Annotated in this window: 16 protein-coding genes and 1 pseudogene; 7 read left to right on the top strand and 10 right to left on the bottom strand. The window is 54.9% G+C overall.

The genetic code is table 11. The features are described 5' to 3' along the window. Window positions 1-1,905: 1,905 nt before the first annotated feature. Window positions 1,906-2,376, top strand: a pseudogene (locus tag RHM68_RS15970) (IS66 family transposase); the annotation flags it as partial. 253 nt (window positions 2,377-2,629) lie between these two features. On the opposite strand, the gene RHM68_RS15965 reads toward RHM68_RS15970, so the two are convergent. From RHM68_RS15965 to RHM68_RS15945, 5 genes are all read right to left on the bottom strand, one after another. After that, on the bottom strand, window positions 2,630-4,531 hold the full coding sequence (locus tag RHM68_RS15965; RefSeq protein WP_322216428.1) for a putative Ig domain-containing protein: 1,902 nt from the start codon (window positions 4,529-4,531) through the stop codon (window positions 2,630-2,632). Window position 4,532: 1 nt separating this feature from the next. Then, on the bottom strand, window positions 4,533-5,330 hold the full coding sequence (locus RHM68_RS15960) for a hypothetical protein (protein ID WP_322216426.1): 798 nt from the start codon (window positions 5,328-5,330) through the stop codon (window positions 4,533-4,535). Between the two features lie 655 nt (window positions 5,331-5,985). Then, window positions 5,986-6,654, bottom strand: a complete 669-nt coding sequence (locus RHM68_RS15955; RefSeq protein ID WP_322216424.1) for a hypothetical protein — start codon at window positions 6,652-6,654, stop codon at window positions 5,986-5,988. 293 nt (window positions 6,655-6,947) lie between these two features. Next, entirely contained in the window at window positions 6,948-7,736 is a 789-nt protein-coding gene (locus RHM68_RS15950; protein WP_322216422.1) for a transporter substrate-binding domain-containing protein, read from the bottom strand. 157 nt (window positions 7,737-7,893) lie between these two features. Then, window positions 7,894-8,601, bottom strand: coding sequence for a murein L,D-transpeptidase catalytic domain family protein (locus tag RHM68_RS15945; protein WP_322216419.1), 708 nt, complete (start codon window positions 8,599-8,601; stop codon window positions 7,894-7,896). Between the two features lie 80 nt (window positions 8,602-8,681). Between RHM68_RS15945 and RHM68_RS15940 the strand changes: the two genes are divergently transcribed. Then, entirely contained in the window at window positions 8,682-10,430 is a 1,749-nt protein-coding gene (locus RHM68_RS15940) for a L,D-transpeptidase family protein (RefSeq protein ID WP_322216417.1), read from the top strand. A 20-nt stretch (window positions 10,431-10,450) separates the two neighbouring features. Here RHM68_RS15940 and RHM68_RS15935 read toward each other — a convergent pair whose 3' ends face one another. Beyond that, window positions 10,451-11,104 carry an FMN-dependent NADH-azoreductase gene (locus RHM68_RS15935; protein WP_322216415.1) on the bottom strand — a complete coding sequence of 218 codons (654 nt, stop codon included), beginning with the start codon at window positions 11,102-11,104 and terminating at the stop codon, window positions 10,451-10,453. A 97-nt stretch (window positions 11,105-11,201) separates the two neighbouring features. Here RHM68_RS15935 and RHM68_RS15930 point away from each other — a divergent pair, with 97 nt between their 5' ends. Then, complete coding sequence (locus RHM68_RS15930; protein ID WP_322223816.1) at window positions 11,202-12,056, top strand: LysR substrate-binding domain-containing protein; 855 nt, start codon at window positions 11,202-11,204, stop codon at window positions 12,054-12,056. 12 nt (window positions 12,057-12,068) lie between these two features. On the opposite strand, the gene RHM68_RS15925 is transcribed toward RHM68_RS15930, so the two are convergent. Together RHM68_RS15925 and RHM68_RS15920 are read right to left on the bottom strand one after the other, a co-directional pair. Continuing rightward, the gene (locus RHM68_RS15925; RefSeq protein WP_322216413.1) at window positions 12,069-12,812 is read right to left on the bottom strand and encodes an anti-sigma factor; all 744 of its coding nucleotides are present in this window, start codon (window positions 12,810-12,812) and stop codon (window positions 12,069-12,071) included. Next, the gene (locus RHM68_RS15920) at window positions 12,805-13,317 is read right to left on the bottom strand and encodes a sigma-70 family RNA polymerase sigma factor (protein WP_322216410.1); all 513 of its coding nucleotides are present in this window, start codon (window positions 13,315-13,317) and stop codon (window positions 12,805-12,807) included. Before RHM68_RS15920 ends, RHM68_RS15925 begins: the two co-directional genes overlap by 8 nt. A gap of 153 nt (window positions 13,318-13,470) precedes the next feature. Between RHM68_RS15920 and RHM68_RS15915 the strand changes: the two genes are divergently transcribed. After that, the gene (locus tag RHM68_RS15915; protein WP_322216407.1) at window positions 13,471-14,439 is read left to right on the top strand and encodes a metallophosphoesterase family protein; all 969 of its coding nucleotides are present in this window, start codon (window positions 13,471-13,473) and stop codon (window positions 14,437-14,439) included. Between the two features lie 14 nt (window positions 14,440-14,453). Continuing rightward, entirely contained in the window at window positions 14,454-14,762 is a 309-nt protein-coding gene (locus RHM68_RS15910; RefSeq protein ID WP_322216404.1) for a plastocyanin/azurin family copper-binding protein, read from the top strand. 89 nt (window positions 14,763-14,851) lie between these two features. On the opposite strand, the gene RHM68_RS15905 is transcribed toward RHM68_RS15910, so the two are convergent. Continuing rightward, entirely contained in the window at window positions 14,852-15,337 is a 486-nt protein-coding gene (locus RHM68_RS15905; protein ID WP_322216402.1) for a hypothetical protein, read from the bottom strand. 149 nt (window positions 15,338-15,486) lie between these two features. Here RHM68_RS15905 and RHM68_RS15900 point away from each other — a divergent pair, with 149 nt between their 5' ends. Continuing rightward, window positions 15,487-16,152 (top strand): ribonuclease T2, encoded by a 666-nt coding sequence (locus RHM68_RS15900; RefSeq protein ID WP_322216400.1) that lies wholly within the window; start codon window positions 15,487-15,489, stop codon window positions 16,150-16,152. Window positions 16,153-16,206: 54 nt separating this feature from the next. Here RHM68_RS15900 and RHM68_RS15895 read toward each other — a convergent pair whose 3' ends face one another. Continuing rightward, complete coding sequence (locus tag RHM68_RS15895) at window positions 16,207-16,848, bottom strand: HAD family phosphatase (RefSeq protein ID WP_322216398.1); 642 nt, start codon at window positions 16,846-16,848, stop codon at window positions 16,207-16,209. A gap of 161 nt (window positions 16,849-17,009) precedes the next feature. Here RHM68_RS15895 and RHM68_RS15890 point away from each other — a divergent pair, with 161 nt between their 5' ends. Beyond that, on the top strand, window positions 17,010-18,581 hold the full coding sequence (locus tag RHM68_RS15890) for a diguanylate cyclase (protein WP_322216395.1): 1,572 nt from the start codon (window positions 17,010-17,012) through the stop codon (window positions 18,579-18,581). Window positions 18,582-18,630 lie beyond the last annotated feature (49 nt).

Genomic DNA, 18,630 nt, shown 5'->3' with positions numbered 1-18,630 from the left:
TTTAAGGAAAAAAAAAAAAAAGGGAGACTCTGTCCACCGGGGGGGGGGGGTGTGTGTGTATCTGGTGTGGTGTGGCAATGAGAATGCTTCTGTGTAGTTTGTGAAGACGTAAGTGGATATTGACTGTTGATGTTGGAAGTCTTTGATTAATAGGAGTTTCATCACCATGGAGGCAGTCCGGTTACAAGTGTGAAAGGCATTTACCAAGTCAGCATTGAAACTCTGACACGGCCATGTTTTAATAGGTTGAATCTGAGACAAGCAGTAAAATTGGACTTTTAAATGCTTAGTTCATTCATTCAACTGTTCTGCCATACATTAGAAAATGCTTCATGAAAGGTTTCGTTGGAGTTCTGAACAGCTTTGGGCCTTCTCTGAGAAACGGGATATCAAATGAATGAACAGAATTAAGAACTCATATTGAAGGATTTCGTGAAATGAATTCATTTCGTATAATTAGTATAATGCCACATCATAAAATGGATGCAACTTCTGCTGTGACTTGATATTTCTGAGACTTTCTCAGAGACCATTGAATGCTAACAGAGTAGAGTACCATTGCTGTGCTATGGGAATGGTTGAGGTGAAACGTGGTTCACATCATGATTTAGGAGGATTATAAGAAGAGTCAGTTATTCATTGAAACTGAGCACTGATTGAGCCCTGAACAATGCAACTGGTGCTGTTCAATTATCTGTTATTTGTTGCTTCAGTGCCCATGATTGACAGAAGGACAGCTGATTGCCATGCTGCAGGGGCAGCTGCACGGCTGGCCTGACTGTGCCTAGTGGGGACCAATGATGTCTGCCTGAGACGAACTGACCTGCTGAGGCTGCCAGCACACACCCCCCCCCCCCCCCCCCCCCCCCCCCCCCCCCCCCCCCCCCCCCCCCCCCCCCCCCCCCCCCCCCCCCCCCCCCCCCCCCCCCCCCCCCCCCCCCCCCCCCCCCCCCCCCCCCCCCCCCCCCCCCCCCCCCCCCCCCCCCCCCCCCCCCCCCCCCCCCCCCCCCCCCCCCCCCCCCCCCCCCCCCCCCCCCCCCCCCCCCCCCCCCCCCCCCCCCCCCCCCCCCCCCCCCCCCCCCCCCCCCCCCCCCCCCCCCCCCCCCCCCCCCCCCCCCCCCCCCCCCCCCCCCCCCCCCCCCCCCCCCCCCCCCCCCCCCCCCCCCCCCCCCCCCCCCCCCCCCCCCCCCCCCCCCCCCCCCCCCCCCCCCCCCCCCCCGTGTGTGTGTGTGTGTGTGTGTGTGTGTGTGTGTGTGTGTGTGTGTGTGTGTGTGTGTCTAGACAGTGTTCTAATTCTATGACGGGATTGGGGTCGTTCATATAAAAGCGATACATAGTATAGAATCATTCTCAATGCAGATTAAACCCGCTCAGATGATTGAAAAGATAAATAAAGCCCAAATGCAGGAAGGTAAAGAAACCATTGGTGAATGCTGATATTCACCATGGAATTCTGTTGCTTTGAAGAAATCTGTGCTGAGCTGATACCAAAGCGGAGTTATTCTAAGACAAATAACAAATGAAGAAATACCATCCACAGTGAAGAACACTCCACACCAGAAGTGGAAGGTCTCAAACTCAGATAATTAGTTCAATTGATGCATTTCTGGAAGTCCAGTGAATCAACATATAAAAACAAGGAGTCCAAAGGGCTGAGCTGATGGACTGAATGTCTGAGACAACCTGATAGCAGAAGAAGTGCTGGAGACTGAAAATCGCCAAATGGGATGGATCAATACCATTCTAAGCCGGAAAATTAAGGCTTTATGAAAAGATTGCATATGTGATGGACTGACGATTACAAAAGAAATGCACAAATATGTTCAAAACAGCAGACCCATGCGTCAGAAGTTTACCAGACGCGGAAAAAGCCCAGAAACAAACCAAAGCGGACACCAAAGCAGGACGCTGTACGGCATCGAGCGTGAACTCAAGGACGTTAGCGATGAACAGCGTTTTATCGGTCGTCAGGAGAAGAGCCTGCCGATCCTGGGGCAGTTGAAAAGCTGGTTGGATAAAACACAGTCCCAAGTGACGCCGCAAAGTGTGTTGGGTAAAGCCGTGAATTATTTGGCCAACAACTGGAGCCGTCTGGAGCGATACGTGGAGGCCGGTTTTTTACCGATCGATAACAACGCGGCGGAGCGCGCGATAAAGCCGTTTGTAATCGGGCGCAAAGCATGGCTGTTCAGCGACACGCCCAAGGGTGCCACCGCCAGTGCGCAGATCTACAGTTTGGTCGAGACCGCCAAGGTCAACGGCCAGGAGCCTTATACGTGGCTGCGCCACGTACTGGAAAGACTGCCGCAGGCACAATCGGTTGGGGACTACGAAGCCTTGCTGCCATGGAACTGCTCGCCAGAGATGCCACGGTAAACGACGGCCTCATCTGGAGGTAGGTGTAGTTCGTGGATCGCTTACGAAAAGCGCTTGTTCGCAGAAAAAAGAGAAGCTGAGAAAGAGAAAGGACTAATTTTCGCTTGAGTCGACATTTTTTGAGCCTCAAGCAAAAGGGCCGTTAAAAACGCCTGCCTACTTCAGACCTTCCCTAGGTAAAAGATAAACATTGTTGCTGAGAGCGAACCGGCAATTCTGACGCCGAATACCGGTTCGCTCTCAGCAAGTGATTCTAGTTCGGCGTATACATACGAACTTGGCTCTGGTAGCCACTGGCGCCAATTACTTGTTCATCCGTCGCAACAAAACCAACTGGATAGCCGTTGTTAATCCAGAAACCAGTATCGCTATTGATGTCGGACCAAGTGCCATCAGGCCGCATAGTCCACAAAAATAAGGACTGGTTCGCCAAAATATCCCCATTTGCTGTGATCGCATAGAAATGAGTAGCGGTGGGAATGAGTGTTATACCGCATACATCTTTTTGCCCTGCCCATGGCGGAGGTCCTTCTTGCCTCCAATTGAGCCCATCGGCTGTTGACCAGATGTCATCGGTTTCAACATTGGGTGAGCGCCATCCTTGCTGACCTCCACATATCCAGAGTCGCCCGTGAAGGGCCGCCGCACCAACGTATGTCCTTGAACTCCAAGGCGGTGATGGCTGCTGATGCCATGTGACGCCGTCGCTGGACGACCAAACTTGATTTGAGGACTGCCCAAGATTTGCCGAAGAGCTAATAGCCCATAGTTGGTTGTTAAACCAAACCAGCGCAGACATTCCGGTGCGTCCGAACGGTGCTGAATTTGTAACTAAGGACCATTTCCCTGATGGGGGGTCGAAGCTATAAATATAACCAAGTGAGTCATTCCATCCTGACCCAGAAAGCCACACCTTTCCTGCCCCACTGGTCATTGCCAATGCAACGATGACTTTATTTAGTGGGGTGCAATCGATGTTTTTCCACACACGACCGTCGCCCGAAGACCATGCTCGTGGAAGCCCTATTTGAAGTCCACTCACCATGACAAATGTTCCGTCAATGAGTGACATGGCAGTGCTTTGCGTGAGGTTTTTGTCTGTGTAAAGACTTGTCCACTGGCCTAGCGGTTTCACATTCAGAATTAGATCGGCGGTTGCTATAACTCCCAAGCCATCGATGATTTTTATACTCATTGAGTAGGCGTGTAGCTGTTTCGGAGTTCCTGTGATTTCACCTGATTGGCTGATACTAAAATCTGGACCGCCGCCAGGAAGCGACCAGGTATAAGGTTCATGTCCTCCGGAAGCCGTAATTTTAAAGAAATATGCAGTGTCTATAACTGCGGGGGGGAGCGACGTTGTACTGATAATCGGTTTGGATTCGACTGTCAGGCTCAAACTACCTGTGGCGCTAGCGCTAAAAGCATCTGTTACCGAAACAACAAAAACTGCAGTCGCCACTGAAGTGCAAACTCCAGAAATAACTCCGGAGGGGGACATCGTGATCCCCGGTGGTAACGCCCCGCTGACTATTGAAAATAAGAAGGGTGCTTGTCCGCCTGAGACACTAAGTGTTGCCATATAAGGCGAACCTGTTATCCCGGTGATTAGGCTCTTGGATGTAATCACAACCGGCGATGCGACGGAAATAGTCAGGTTTTTTTGTGCTTGTACACCAAGAAAATCGGTTACACCGAAGACCAGTGTCGAAGAACCGGACGACGGTACGCCACTAATGGTTCCTGAACCATCAAAAATAAGCCCGAGGGGAAGGGTGCCACTTAGAATTGAGAAGGTGTAAGGCGTCTGGCCGCCGACGGCCAAAATACTCGTGAAATATACCTGGCTAACTTCACCGGCAGGAAGATTGCTTGTTTTGATCGCAAGCGTTTCTGCCGTTACAGTAAGCTGAAAGTAGGCCGTCGAAGACATGGGCGGACTTCCACTGTCTTTAACTTTTACCAGGACTGTTTGTGCGATCACCGTTTTGACGGTGCCTTGAATCGCACCGCTTGCACTATCGATCGACAGCCCCTCTGGTAATAAACACGACCAAATGTACGGCTTCGTACCGCCTGTTGCGGCTAAAGTGAAGCTATACGGTTGATTTACCTGGCCCACTGGAAGGGACTTGTCGAGGATAGTGAAAGTCATATTATTGGACTGCGGTCATGGCTGCGATCAGTGCATGATCAGCTTCGGTCAATTTTACTGATTTTGCCGGATAGTGATCTGGCACAAAGGTGCTGAGCGCCCCCTCAACAGCAGCGTCGATCTCGATGAACGTCAAGCCGTTATCAATATTTAGTCCGACGGGGATGTCCACGGTAATAGTTTGCGGATTATCGGAATTTGCGTCAGAAGGTTTTCTGACTGCATTAATGATCTTCACGACCGTGTCACCAGCACCACGAACATTCAGGAGAACGATTCCAGTGAGAGCCAATGTTCCAATTACCGCTATCTGTAATGTGCGATTTGAAGTATTTAAGGTCGCACTGAGATAAGGCCCAACCTTCACAGCCAGGCCGGTTGTAGCAGTTTGTGTGGTCGAGGAATGTATATTGGAGCCACCGGAACCACCGACATTATTGGAATCTGCCGTCAACGATAGAGTTGGCATGATCTGAAAATTATCAAATCCCGCTGCCGCCGCACTATTAAAAGCTGGGCCCATTTCAATTTTTTGAGTCGGAGCTAGGATGATGTCCGTTGATCCGTCCCCCAGCAGCGGGTCGCCCGGAAAGCTAAGTCCGACTGAAGCGCTCATCGAATTATTAAATGCTTGGGTGTTGCCGTTGGCATCGACGAAAAAACCGACGCTGCCAAACTGAGGGTTGATGTCACCTGTAGGACCAAAGCTAATGCATTTTTGCGTCGGCACACCCGAGAGGGCACCTGCAACTCGTCCAATGGTGGTGCCGATCGACAAAACAGTGTCAAACCATCCCATGTGAAGCTCCTTTTAACGCAGTGGATAAGCGATTTGCCTTCTGAAACAAATGCAGCGTAGGACAATTCTGGGGGATGGCAATGTGACATCAATATTTATTTTTTGCGTATGGATAGCGTCTGGTCGATAGCAGATGGCGAGCCCAAAAGCTGGTTTGGAGCGGTAGGATTTACTGAGACGTGGCGCATTGAGGGACGCCCGTTTCTGGTGAAATAAGCCGATTCCGGTGTATCGATTCATGGCCGGATGACTCAGGACGAATTGAGCATCAATCAGAAGCTGAAGTTTGGCTAACGAGCTACGGCATTGTTGTCGCGCCCGAAAGAGCCACCGCGGCTGACCAAAGAAAAAAGAAAAGAAATAGAATCGCCCAAATGATACTGCCCAAAAACAAACGCACAACCAGATGCCACCCGACCGTTGTCCTGAAAACTCCCCACAGTGATATGGAAAACAAAAGTAGAACAGTCGCAATGTTAGCGGCTAGATAATAGTAGCGAGTGCCGCTTAAAAAGGGTGCGACAAAACACCAGGCTAACAAAGGGATTATAAAAATTAAGCAAGTATTGATCAGTGCTGTCATTGTTTTTTTCATGCCGTCACATCCTTGCCAAAAACGAAATGGGTATATGACTTACAACCGGCGAGGTCTTCGTCATGTACGACTCATCAGGTGTCGCTTCGGGACTAAACTTTCACAAGATGCAGGTACACTTATCGGCTTTGGAAAGTCACCAGCAGCCTTCATTACGTTAGCCATATCCAAGTGGCCCCAGAGCCAGCCAGTCTGTAATTTCTGGCTAAAGCAGGTAGAAAATAGTTCTTTTTCGCCCCATTTTGGCTGCCATGCTGTATCCATCAAGGTTCGGGCCGATGCACTGCTGCCCGAATAGATGTACTTAAGCATGTCACCCCATAGTAAGGTCGGCGGCCATGGGTGTTGGGTATCTATTTCTTCCTTCAGGAGCCGATTCGCATCTTCTTCCAGCGTGGCATTCGACGGCGCAGGTTTGCGCATGCCATCGATATTTAGTACATAGCGTCCTTGCATGGCATTCCAACTTAGAGAAATGGGCGGTGCAGGACTGTCTGCAAATGAGCTATGCCAAAAAGCGAAACTGAAATCCAGGAAGTTCAATGTCGGTCCACCACCAGCGACTGCTTGAATATCGATATGATCCGAATTATAGACCTCGATATCTTGCTTATGCAGCGATGGTGCAAAACTGATGATGTGTAACGTATAACAGCAGTTAGCGCCGCCACTGTGGCTGCCCACGATTATGTTCGGCGAATGGGTGGCGTCCGGGTTTGTATAGAGCACGTCGAAATCGAAGTTGCTGAGTGTTATCGGCTGGGAACCTTCGTCAAGGTCACGATTTTTCTGTCGTCATCCGAATTAGACTTCGGCTCCAGCTTGGACACTTGGATGCTCGTATCGCCGACGGTTGAAGTGATCAGCTTCCTGGGTTCGGCTTCCACAGCCCACACCTGGCTCATAGCAAGATACAAAAGCCACGGGGCACACAAACGCATAAACATCATATTTTCCCTGAATATCTAACACCGCAAATCCATTTCAAACTAACCAGTCGCTGCGTAAAGGAACTGGTCCTATTACGTCTCTGGCACCGCCAACCATTGCCCCAACACTTTTTGGTAATTGCCCGTCACCTTGCTCAGGTGCAACCACTGATCGACGTACATCTTCCAGCTAACGTCATCGCGCGGCAGTAGATATGCCTTCTCCCCATACTGCATGAACTGACTCGGATTGACCGCGCACAGGCCGGGTTTGAGTTTCTGTTGATAGAGCGCCTCGGAAGCATCGGTGATCATGACGTCAGCTTTCTTGTCCAGCAGTTCCTGGAATAGGGTCACGTTGTCGTGAAGGATCAATTGTGCATTCGGCAAAAGCGCGTGAACAAAAGCTTCATTTGTGCCGCCGGCCGGTTCGATCACGCGAACCGAGGGCTGGTTGATCTGCTCGACAGTCTGGTACAGCGTCTGATTTTCGCAGCGTACCAGTGGGATTTTGCCGTCGACGTCCAGCGTGGTGCTGAAGAAGGCTTTTTTCTGACGTTCCAGCGTGACGGAAATGCCGCCGACGCCGATGTCGCATTTCCCCGCCAGCAAATCCGGCATCAGGGTTTTCCAGGTGGTCGGCACCCAGGCAACCTTCACGCCGAGGCTGTCGGCCAGCGAACGTGCCATCGCGATATCGATGCCTGAGTATTCGCCGTCCTCGGCTTTGTAGGTATAGGGTTTGTAATCGCCGGTCGTACAAACGCGCAATTGGCCTTGTTGAATGACGCTGCCGAGGTGTGACGGGCTTTCCTGTGCCTGAACGCCAAGGGATAGCGCGAGCAGGCCACTGAGCATCATCGTGTTTTTTATGTTGTTCATAGTGATCGGGCTTTTAGGATGGCGTTAAATTCGACTGAGCACGTCGCTCTAGCTGGCTAGTTGAAGCCCATACCGATGCTGACGGTCCGGCCCTGCGCGCAAATAATGCTCCAGATTCGGCTCCGGCGACATCCGTTCAATACAGCGCGCGCGACGATTAGTTGATGGTTTTTTTCGGCTTCGCTGCATTCGCCATGGCCGTACCACCGCAATTGATAAACGCCGAGGACTTCAACCAACGCCGATCCGGATAATAAGAAAACAACAGTTGCCCATCTTTCATCGAATCAATCAGGCGATGCGCAATCGCCGGTCGCACCGCGGGACAGCCCAGACTACGACCGATACGGCCATTCACCCGCGCCAGTTTAGGGCTGACATAAGGGGCTCCATGAATCACGATGTCCCGGTCAAACGCATTGTCATTAAACCCTGGCTCCAACCCCTCCATGCGCAACGAATAGCCGTTATGTCCCAGGTAGCTCGACTGAGTCCGGTACAGCCCAAGGCTTGATGCGTTGCTTTCGTTCTGGTTGGAGAACTGGTTTGCCATGTTCTCGCCGCTGTTGCGCCCGTGAGCCACCAGTTCGTGGAACAACAGTTTTCGTTTCTTTAAATCGAACACCCATAGGCGTTGTTCGGTGGAAGGCAGGGAGTAGTCGATGACGGCGAGGCGTTGGACAGGTTCTGCGCCTTGGGCCAATCTGCATTGGGACGCGCGGACCGCCAACGAAATGACCTTGGCGTTGGCGTCAGGGGCCGCTTTGACCAGCGCGGTTTCAAGGGAATCGGCGTAGGCTGCGGGCATCGATAGTGAAGTCAGCAGCAGTGCCGTCAATAAAAAGCCGAAGCGGGCTAGCGCCATAAAGTTGTCTCATCGTGAATTGACCGGGCCGGGCAATGCGCAAGCTGCCCGTCCTCAAGTGCGGGAATTAAGGGGTATTCATGAGGCAACTATCAAGGTTATTCGTCATAAGCCATATTTTTTTTATGGGCTTTCTGATCAGCGGCGCTGTGCGCGGTGAAACTTCGTCGATTGAGCCGGTAACGCCATCTGGCCGCGTGATTGAGGCGGCACCCGGCGACAACGTCGGTCAGGCCATTCATGCCGTGCTTGAGCCCCTGATCTCTGCTTTTCCGCCCTTACTGACCTCTCCTCGCCACCAACGGTTAGACGTCAATCGCGTGGTCATGGATTTTTATGTGCATCGTGGCTTTCGGGCTGCGTGGACGGAAGATAGCGATGTTGCCCAGCTGTTGAAAAGTCTGAACGACACTCAGATTGACGGGTTGGAGCCCGCTGATTTTCGTATTGATGAATTGGCCAGCGCGCGCGCATCAGTTCAGCCCCCCTCGGCCACCCCGGCTCAACGAGCGGCCTTCGATATGGCGGCCACCCGGACGTATATCACCGCCTTACTGCAACTGCGTCGCGGCAAGGTCGATCCTTCGCGACTCGATATGCACTGGAACTTCGACGCTTCCGGTGTCGATCCCCGAGAAGACGTTGATGCCTTTTTCGCTGCACTGGACAGTCATGAGGTGGCCCGCGCTTTTACGCTAGCGCCTCCGCAAGAGGCGGTTTACGGAGGGTTACGTGAGGCTTTGGCGCAGTTGCGCAAGGTTCGTGACAGAGGTGGCTGGCCGAAGGTTGCCGAAGGGCAGACGCTCAGGCCGGAGATGGACGACCCGGCCGTTGCGCAGTTACGTGCTCGCTTGGCGGCGGGGGGGTATCTGGAACCGCAAAAGAGCAAGCGCACGGATTACGACGAGACGGTCATCGCGGCGGTGAAGAAGTATCAAACCGAGCAATACCTTGGGCCAGATGGTGTGGCTGGGCCGACAACACTTGCTGCGCTGAACGTGCCGGTGCAGGCGCGCATCGATCAGGTCAGGGTCAATATGGAGCGTGCCCGCTGGCTGCTTTATAAACTGCAAGGCACCTTTGTCGTTGTCGATATTGCCGGCTACAAAGTGACGCTGTATCGAGACGGTCAGCCTATCTGGCGTTCCAGGGTGCAGGTCGGTAAGCCGTTTCGTAGCACGCCGATCTTTCAAGCCCAGATTACCTATGTCACGTTCAACCCGACCTGGACCGTGCCGCCGACGATTCTCAAGGAAGACATGCTGCCGAAGATTCTGAGCAATCCCAATTACCTCAGCGCCAATCGTATCCGGGCGATTGATCGGGAAGGCAAGGTACTCGATCCGTTGACTGTCGATTGGAGTAACCCCAGAGGCATTACCTTGCGCCAGGACGCTGGGCCCGAGAACTCGCTGGGTCAGGTAGTGATTCGCTTCCCCAATGACTATGCAATTTATCTGCACGACACACCGCATCGCGAGTTGTTTGCCAAGTCCGTGCGGGCGACCAGTTCGGGCTGCATCCGCGTAGAGAACCCGTTGCAGTTGGTGGAGCTACTGTTCAACGATCCGGTGCGCTGGAACAGCGCCGGTATTCAAAAACAATTAGCCAACGGAAGAACGGAGAACATCCGGTTGCCAGTCAAGGTGCCAGTGTTGTTAGCGTATTGGACAGTGGACTTGGGCAGTAACGGACGGGTTGCGTTTAAACCTGACGTTTATGGCTACGACATTCCGGTGTTGAAAGCGCTGAACGTGCCATCGAAAGTGCCTGTTCTGGATTTGCAGGCTGCTGCGCCGTTATTGTCGTCTGAACAACGTACTCGGTAACGTCAACCCGCTTTCGATGCTTACCCCGCAAACGGACGATCAAGGCTGTCGGCCAAGGCTATTGCCTGCTGAGTAGCCGCTTCACGGGAAGCTTGATCAAGCTCTTTGCCCAGAATGGTTTTTTCCACAATCACTGAGTACACATCGCTTATCCCGACAAACTTTAACCACGCCTCTACGTAAGGTTTTTGAAAATCAAATTGCTGCGCCGGTGTGTTCGACTGCGCGGAAAAGTCCAGCCCTCGGGCATAGGCGACCACGGCGGTTTTGTTATGCAGCAGGCCTTCCAGGCCGCGTTCCGGGTCGAAGCTGAACAGGATGCCTTGGTGGGAGACCAGGTCAATGAACTGCTTGAGCTTGTACGGAATGCTGAAATTCCACAGCGGCACCGACAACACCAGCACGTCTGCCTGCAACAGCGGAGCGGCCAAGGCTTTCAGGCTGTCCCACGCTGTTTGTTGATCCGGCGTGATGGGCGTGCCAGCGAGTTCGGCGTACTTGGCGTCCATTGCCGGTTGGTCGAGCTCCGGCAGTGCCATGTTCCACAGGTCCAGGGTGACGACTTCGGTGTCTGGGGCGTTTTGTTGATAGCGCGTGATGAAACTGCGGGCGACTTCGAGCGAGGCCGAGCGCTGCTTGCGCGGTGAGCATTCGATATGGAGGAGGGTGGTCATGGCGTACCTCGTGCGGTGGGAAGTGCGAGGCATTGCAACATAGTTTGATAGTGACTATAAATTGTAAATAAATAGGTCATTGATCACGTATCTAACTATATTCGATCCCCTGCTACTTAAAACCTTCGTCACTGTCGTCGATGAAGAAGGCTTCAGCCGAGCGGCCGAGAAGCTGCACCTGACACAATCTGCGGTCAGCGGTCACCTGCGGCGGTTGGAAGAGCAGACGGGCAAACCACTCCTGAAGCGTACAACTCGCTCCCAGCATCTGACGCCGGACGGCGAGCGCCTGATCGCCTACGCGCGCACGATCCTGGCGTTGAATCGCGATGCCTGGGCACAACTGACGCGCACGCCATTTCACGGGCGAGTGCGGCTGGGTGTGTCCGAAGATTTTGTCGAGGCGCGATTGTTGCGGGCCTTGCAGGATTTTGCAGCGCAGTACCCAGGTATGGAGATTGATGTGCAGGTGAGTATTCCCGGTACGTTGCTGAATCTGCTGAAGCAGGGTGACCTGGACCTGGTCATTGGTTCCTTGTGTGATACGCAAGCGCCAGGGTTGCTGTTGTGGCAGGAGCCGCTGGTATGGGCGTGGTCGGCGCAACCGGTCACTCAATTGCCGACACCGTTGCCGCTGGCGCTGTTTCCTGCGCCGTGTCCTTATCGCGAAGCCGCGTTGACGTGTTTGGCGCGCGCCGGGATTGCCCAGCGCACAGCGATGCTCTGCACCAGTAATGTCGCTTTGCGTGCCGCGGCCCTGGCCGGTTTCGCGGTCGCGCCGATGGCGGTCGGCCAGTTGGGGGCGGGACTGGCTGTGCTGGGCGAGGAGCATGGTTTGCCGGCGTTGCCCGATGCGCAGTTTCGGCTGTTTGCCTCCACGCAGGCCGATCCGGCGATTGTGACGGCGCTCACGCAAGTCATCGTTGAGTATTGCTCTATGCGCAGGACCTGAATTCCTGCCCTTTCAGTCACCTTTCTCCAGTAACTGACTGAACGTTTCCAACTCACTTTTTTCCAGATCGGACACCACTACAAAGCGCATCTGATGCTGCTGCCAGGACACCACGTTGAAGCCGCGAATCAGCTGACTTTGTCGAGGTTTATCCGCGGAGGCTGTCGGCAAAATGAACACGTTAATGATGTGCTTCGCCCGCCCGTAGGCGAGCGCGGCCGTCGTTTGGTGTTGCAGGTAGTCCAGGCGGCCACCCAGCAATGGAAATCCCTGCGCCGAATAATCGAATACCGGTGGTGAGAAATCGAGTTTACCGGTGAACCAGGGTTTTACCGTGTGCCGGTCTGACGAGACGACATCGTTCAGATGCTCACCCATCAACGAGCGAACGTGGCTGGAAACGGCTTCTTCCATCAGCGGTTGATCGCCGGGTGGCATTGCCACATAAAGCATCACCGCGAAGGCCAGGGCGGTCGCTGAAAACGCTGGCGCCAGCCATCTACGCACCCGCGCGAAAGGGCGGGTGCGCGCCTTCGTCTGCTCCAGCACGCTGGCTGTCAATGTCGTAGGTGCGGGGTAATAAGGCACCTGGCGCTTCACACCGGCGATCAACAACCGCTCCTCGTCATGCAGTCGCGCGCACTCGACACACCCTGCCAAGTGCTCAGCCACTTTCGTCGCTTTTGGCGAATCCAGTTCCTGGTCCAGGTAGCCGTGAATCAACGTCTGGCAAACCGTGCAATCGAGTTCATTCATGATCGTGCAACTTCAGCAGTTCGAGTTTGAGCATGGCGCGGCCCCGAGCCAGTCTCGACATGACGGTGCCGATGGGGATGTCAACGACGAGAGCGATGTCCTTGTAGGGCATGTCTTCGAGCTCCTTCAGAACAATCACCTCACGAAAAATCGGCGGTAGGGCACGCAAGGCGTGTTGCACCAGCGCTGTGTTTTCTAGGTGAATCGCCTGTAATTCCGGGGTTTGACCGTGACTCAACGCAACGTCGTCCTCGAGCAGTTCATCATCGATGGCGACCCAGCGATGGCCGGCGCAAGCCTTGAGCCAGGTGTAGCTCTCGTTGCGCACGATGGTCAGAAACCACGCCTTGGCATTGCCGTCAGTAAAACGGTGTAAGAACCGAAAGGCGCGCAGGGCGCTTTCCTGCACGACATCGCGCGCGGCACTGTCGTTTCCGGTGAGCCAGCGCGCAAGGTTATAAGCAGCGTCCAAGTGGGGGGCAAACAGCTCCTCAAATCGCTTCATAGTGATTTCCGCACCGTCCCACCTCTATAACTGTGATGCGCCGTGTTTTATTCCCGGAAAAAAATAGCGCTGCGCAGCGGAATAAAGCACCGACTCGCGCGGTTATATCTCGTGTCAGCTACCTCACTGTAGTTCGCTCGCGAGGGCATACCGATGGACATTCACTCAAAACACCAACGACGTACCGATGGCCCGCTGAACTCCGATCGCCGGACACTGCTCAAGTGCTCGGCCTGGGCCGGAGCTGGCGTAATTTGGGCCCTGAGCGGTGGCATTCCCCGGGCGTTTGCGCTGGATGCCAATGGCAACGTGTCCGATCCCAAAGCGCTGGCCAGCACGTTCCATTTCGTGCAGATCAGCGACTCGCACATCGGCTTCAACAAGGACGCCAATCCCGAACCGCTGAAGACGTTGCAAGTGGCCATCGATAAGGTCATCGCGCTGCCAACGCGGCCATCGCTGATTCTCCACACCGGTGACATTACCCATTTGTCCAAACCCGCAGAGTTCGACACGGCAGCGCAGTTGCTCAAAGGCTTGCCCTCCACCGTGCATTACGTGCCGGGCGAGCACGACACGCTCGATGAGGGCGGCGGCAAGCTCTACCTGGAGCGTTACGGTAAGGGCACCAAGGGCAATGGCTGGTACAGCTTCGATGACCATGGTGTGCATTTCATTGGCTTGGTGAACGTGTTCAATTTTCAGGCGGGCCATGAGGCAACCCTGGGGGCCGATCAACTGGCTTGGCTGGCCGATGACTTACGCGCCGTCACCTCCAGCACGCCGATTGTGGTGTTCACGCATATTCCGTTGTGGACGATTTATCAGCCGTGGGGCTGGGGCACTGAGGACGGCGATCAGGCCATCGCCATGCTGCGCAATTACGGCTCGGTGACAGTGTTGAACGGGCACATTCATCAGGTCATTCAGAAGGTGGAAGGCAACATCACCTTCCACACCGCTCGCGGCACGGCTTACCCGCAGCCGGCACCAGGCACTGCACCTTCACCCGGGCCGATGACGGTGGCCGCCGATCAATTACGTAACTACCTGGGCATTACCGATGTGAAAGCGACACAGGGCGAGCACCCGCTGGCCCTGATTGACTCGACACTGGTTTAGGGGAGTGCGCTCGTATGAAAACGCGATGGTGGGTCGTTGTCGGCCTGATGGTATCGATGCCTGTGTGGGCCGGGGAGGTAAAAGTCGATATTAAAGAGTTCATGTTCGGCCCCAAGGACTTGGCCGTGACGGTGGGGACCAAAGTTACGTGGGTGAACGACGATCAAATCCCCCACACGGTGGCCGAAACGCACAAGGCGTTTCGGTCCGGGGCGCTGGATACCAATGACAGCTTTTCCTGGGTATTCACTACGCCGGGAGAGTTTGAGTATTTTTGCGTGCTGCATCCGCAGATGATCGGCAAGGTTGTGGTCCACCAGTGACGGGAGTCTGCACTGAGGCCTCAGGGCGTTGATTTGCTCGCGCGTTGCGAGCAAGCCACCGCCCACAGGGAGAGGGTGCCGATTGAGCGTCAGAGGTCCAAGCCTTCCTGAACCACTGACAGCAGATTGACCTCCGTCAGTGCGACCGCATCTGGCTGCTGGCCTGATTGCTCAATCGACTGCAACCACCACTGTGATTCGCCGTGTTCGTTCACGGTGCGCAACAGCGGGATTTCTTTGCCTTTCAAATGGATCTCGACACGTCCTGCCCCATCGGCGGTAAAACGCACGATAGGAACGAAGGCGATGCCGTGGTGATTGCCTTCGATCAGCAGTTGGTCAATAGCGTAGGCGTAGGTCGCGCCGTCCGGGTGGCGCTCGAACACATGGGTGGGGTTGCGTCGCAGTGTCAGACCGGCCTCCGTCAGGGGCTGTAGCCAGGATTCGATCTGGTGATACATTGCGTAAACTTGGCCCGGCCAACTGTCGATTGCCTGGTCGGCTGCCGTGGTCGCGTCAGCGCCGGTTTTCTGAATGTCTTTCAGTTTTGCAGCGAGCTCGTCTGCTTTGCTCATGTCGATTTCCTATCGTGGTGCGTGCGTGATCGTAGCTGTATCAAGTTAATGCAGGTTTTGTCCTGCGTCATGTGCTTGCAACACAAGCGTGACAAAACCATCGCTTGGCCAATTGATGGCCAGACCAATCATCCCCAAGGAGTGGGTTTATGAAAAAGTTCTTCACAGTGGTTGCGCTCATCGCGCTGACAGTCGGCAGCATCGGGCTGAGCACGGCCCGGCAGTCGCAAAACGGCAAGCCTCAGGCAGAGTCGGTAGCGGGCGAGTTTGATTACTACCTGTTGACGCTGTCCTGGTCGCCGACCTTCTGCCTGACTCATAAAGACGATGCGCAATGTGCCGCCAAAGGCTACGGCTTTGTGCTGCACGGTCTCTGGCCACAATACGCGCAAGGCGGCTGGCCAGAGTCGTGCCCACCGTTGGTGACCCTGTCCCCGGCGGAAAATACCAAGGGCCTGACGCTGTTCCCGACCCAAAAGCTGCTCGACCATGAGTGGGCCAAGCACGGTACTTGCAGCGGCCTCGGTGCGATGGGTTACCTGAATGCGGCGGACAAGGCTGTGGGTGCGGTGAACATTCCGCAGAAGCTACAACCCCTCAGTTCGTCGTATTACTTCGAAGCTCAGGAAATCGCCACGATGTTCCGCCAGAGCAACCCCGGGATTCCGGCAGACGGCATTGCGGTGATCTGCAATGGTCCTGAACTGTCGGAGGTGCGGGTGTGCATGGGCAAGGATCTGGGCTTCGGCGCCTGCGGCAAAGGTGTGAAGACCCAATGCCGGGCAGGGGATATTCGGGTTCCGCCGTCACGGTAATCCGCGCATGTCCGAATGGGCGTCCCTAAGCGCCCATTCGTCGGCTTGCCGATCTCAAACCACGTCAAGGGGCAACCCTAGCGCTAGCAGGTCACTGCGCAACTGCTGCGCGCTGAAGAACTGAATCCCGTGAAACCCCATCCGCTGCGCACCTTCAATATTCGGTCGGTGATCGTCAATGAACACGGCGCGACGACTGGCTACGTTATAGCGTGACTGAAACCGTTGAAAGATCTCGGGCGAAGGTTTGATCACGCCTTCTGCGCCAGAAACCAGAATCCCCTCAAAGCGCTGCAAGAACTCGAAACGCTGAAGTGCAATCGGAAAGGTTTCGGCGGACCAGTTGGTCAAGGCCAGCAATCGGATACCGTTGGCATGCAGCTCATTGAGGATGGTCACGGTTTCCTCTATAGCGCCGTCGAGCATTTCTTCCCAGCGTTCTCGATAGGCACGGATCAAGGTTTCTTGGTCCGGATGCCGGGCAACGGCCTCTGCAATCGCCTCCTGCCACGTGCGGCCCTGGTCCTGCTGTTCGTTCCAGGCGGTAGGGCAGACCTGTGCGAGAAAGGTTTCCATTGCCTCAATATCGTCACCGAACAGTTTTCGGTAAAGGTTTCTGGGGTTCCAGCGGATAAGTACATTACCGAGATCGAAAACAGCAGTGTCGATGGGCGCCGCGTGGTGTTTATCACTCATGATTTTTCCTCCCTGGGGGTCTTGGCGCTAAGTAGCGTCTGGGGACTTTTATCCTGACAGACACGGTGTTCGCATTGGCTCCTTACTACGCCGTAGACTACGCTCACAAAATATAAGGGATTTGGTCCTTTGCCCACGACTTGCCCTTCCAGGAAGCGCTTTTGCCAATCCCCACTCACGATCCGCTTCATGCCCCCGGCGGCGCTTTGAAACGCTTACCGCTGCTCAAGGCGGCGGTGCTGTTTATCGCTGCGGTGTGCCTGTGTCTCTGCGGTCTGCTGTACCTGCAATTGGAGCAGTCGCGCCGCCACGACCTGGAGTTGGCGCAAGTCGCATCGTCGAACCTGACACGAGCGATGTCACAGCAAGCTGAAGACACGTTCATGAAGGCCGATCTGGTATTGACCAGCCTGGTGGACTGGATTCAGGCCGAAGGTATTGGGCCGGTGCAAACGGCGCGGTTGCAGAGAACCTTTGCCCGTCGAGTGCGGGCGCTGGATCAACTGCACGGGATATTCCTGTTCGACGGACAGGGACAGTGGGTCATTACCTCGTTCGATGATTTGCCCCGAGGCTCGGGTGTGGCAGACCGCGAGTACTTCAAATTCCATCAGCAAAATGCCTCGTCCCTCGCCCACATTGGCCCGGCGATCCGCAGTCGGGAGAACGGCGCGTGGATCATTCCGATTTCCAAGCGCATCAACGACAAAAACGGTCACTTTCAAGGCGTCTTGTTGGCCGGGATCAAGATGTCCTACTTCGATCAGTTCTTCAAAAGCTTCAGCATCGATGACAACGGAGCAATGTTTTTGGGGCTAACCGACGGCACGATCCTGGCGCGACGACCTTTTGTGGAGTCGCAGATTGGCACGTCGTTGGCCCAAAGCGTGATTTTCCAGAAATTGCTGCCCAATGCGCCTTCCGGCAGCGCAATGATGAGTTCGCTGGTCGACGGCGTCGTTCGTTTGTATGGCTACCGTCAGTTGGAAAAGTACCCGCTGGTGGTGTCTGCCGCATCGTCCAAGGACGCTATTCTCAAGGGCTGGTATGCCACGGCGGTTCAATCGAGTGTCATCGTTGCGCTGGTGGTCATGGGCGTGGGGCTGTTCGGCTGGGTGTTCATTCTTCAGGTGCGGGACGGTGAGCGGATCGAGGCGGACTTGCGTTTGGCCCAGCAAGCGCTAGAGCTGATTGCTACTCACGACAGCCTCACCGGTTTAGCCAATCGACGCTTGTTCGAGCGTGCGCTGGACATCGAGTTTGGGCGGGGAGCCCGCCAAGGCAGCCCGCTAAGCCTGGTCATGCTCGATATCGATTTTTTCAAACGCTACAACGACGCCTATGGCCATGTCGCCGGGGATCACTGCCTGGCCGAAGTGGCGCGAGCACTCAAGGGGTGCTGTCGTCGCAAAGCCGATCTGGCGGTGCGTTATGGCGGTGAAGAGTTTGCGGTATTGCTTCCTGATACTGATATTCATGGCGCCCTGGCGATTTCCGAGCAGATACGGCACAGCGTCATGGACAAGAACATCACCCACAGTGGTTCGCCGACCGGCTTCGTCACAGTCAGCCTGGGCTGCTATTCGTTTGTACCGACCGGCCGAGACAGCATCGAAGTGTTCATCGAGCGCGCCGATGCGGCGCTGTATCAGGCCAAGTATTCGGGGCGCAACCGTTCGGCGGTACTGTCGATGGAAGGTGGCGTCGAAGCGTTGATACGTTCGGACCGTTGAATTCGTCGTAGATCTGGCGATCCCGGCGGCTCAGCTTTACCGACAGCCC

The organism is Pseudomonas sp. DC1.2, assembly GCF_034351645.1.
Classification (GTDB): domain Bacteria; phylum Pseudomonadota; class Gammaproteobacteria; order Pseudomonadales; family Pseudomonadaceae; genus Aquipseudomonas.
This window is presented reverse-complemented; position numbering and strand designations above follow the sequence as displayed.